The 235-nt window shown below is 61.3% G+C and carries 1 protein-coding gene; it reads left to right on the top strand.

Annotated elements, in window-relative coordinates; genetic code table 11:
* Positions 1-235 (top strand): TRAP transporter large permease subunit (locus SB816_RS35050; protein WP_410548629.1); only part of this gene is annotated, 235 nt, incomplete at both ends.

The following is a 235-nucleotide window of genomic DNA, read 5'->3' as shown; positions in this document are numbered from 1 at the left end:
AGCTTTTCCTCGCCGGCATCGTTCCTGGTATTCTGATGGGCACATCGCTCATCATCGCCTGGCTGATCGTGGTGCGTAAGGACAACGTAAAGCCCCTGCCCAAGACTTCGGGCAAGGAACGTCTGCTCGTGACTGCTCGTGCCGGCTGGGCGCTCGGCATGCCTGTTATCATTCTCGGCGGCATCAAGGCGGGCATCATGACGCCGACGGAAGCTGCCGTCGTCGCGGCTGCCTA

It is taken from the genome of Achromobacter sp. SIMBA_011, from assembly GCF_046535435.1.
GTDB classification, from domain to species: domain Bacteria; phylum Pseudomonadota; class Gammaproteobacteria; order Burkholderiales; family Burkholderiaceae_B; genus Achromobacter; species Achromobacter dolens.
This window is presented reverse-complemented; position numbering and strand designations above follow the sequence as displayed.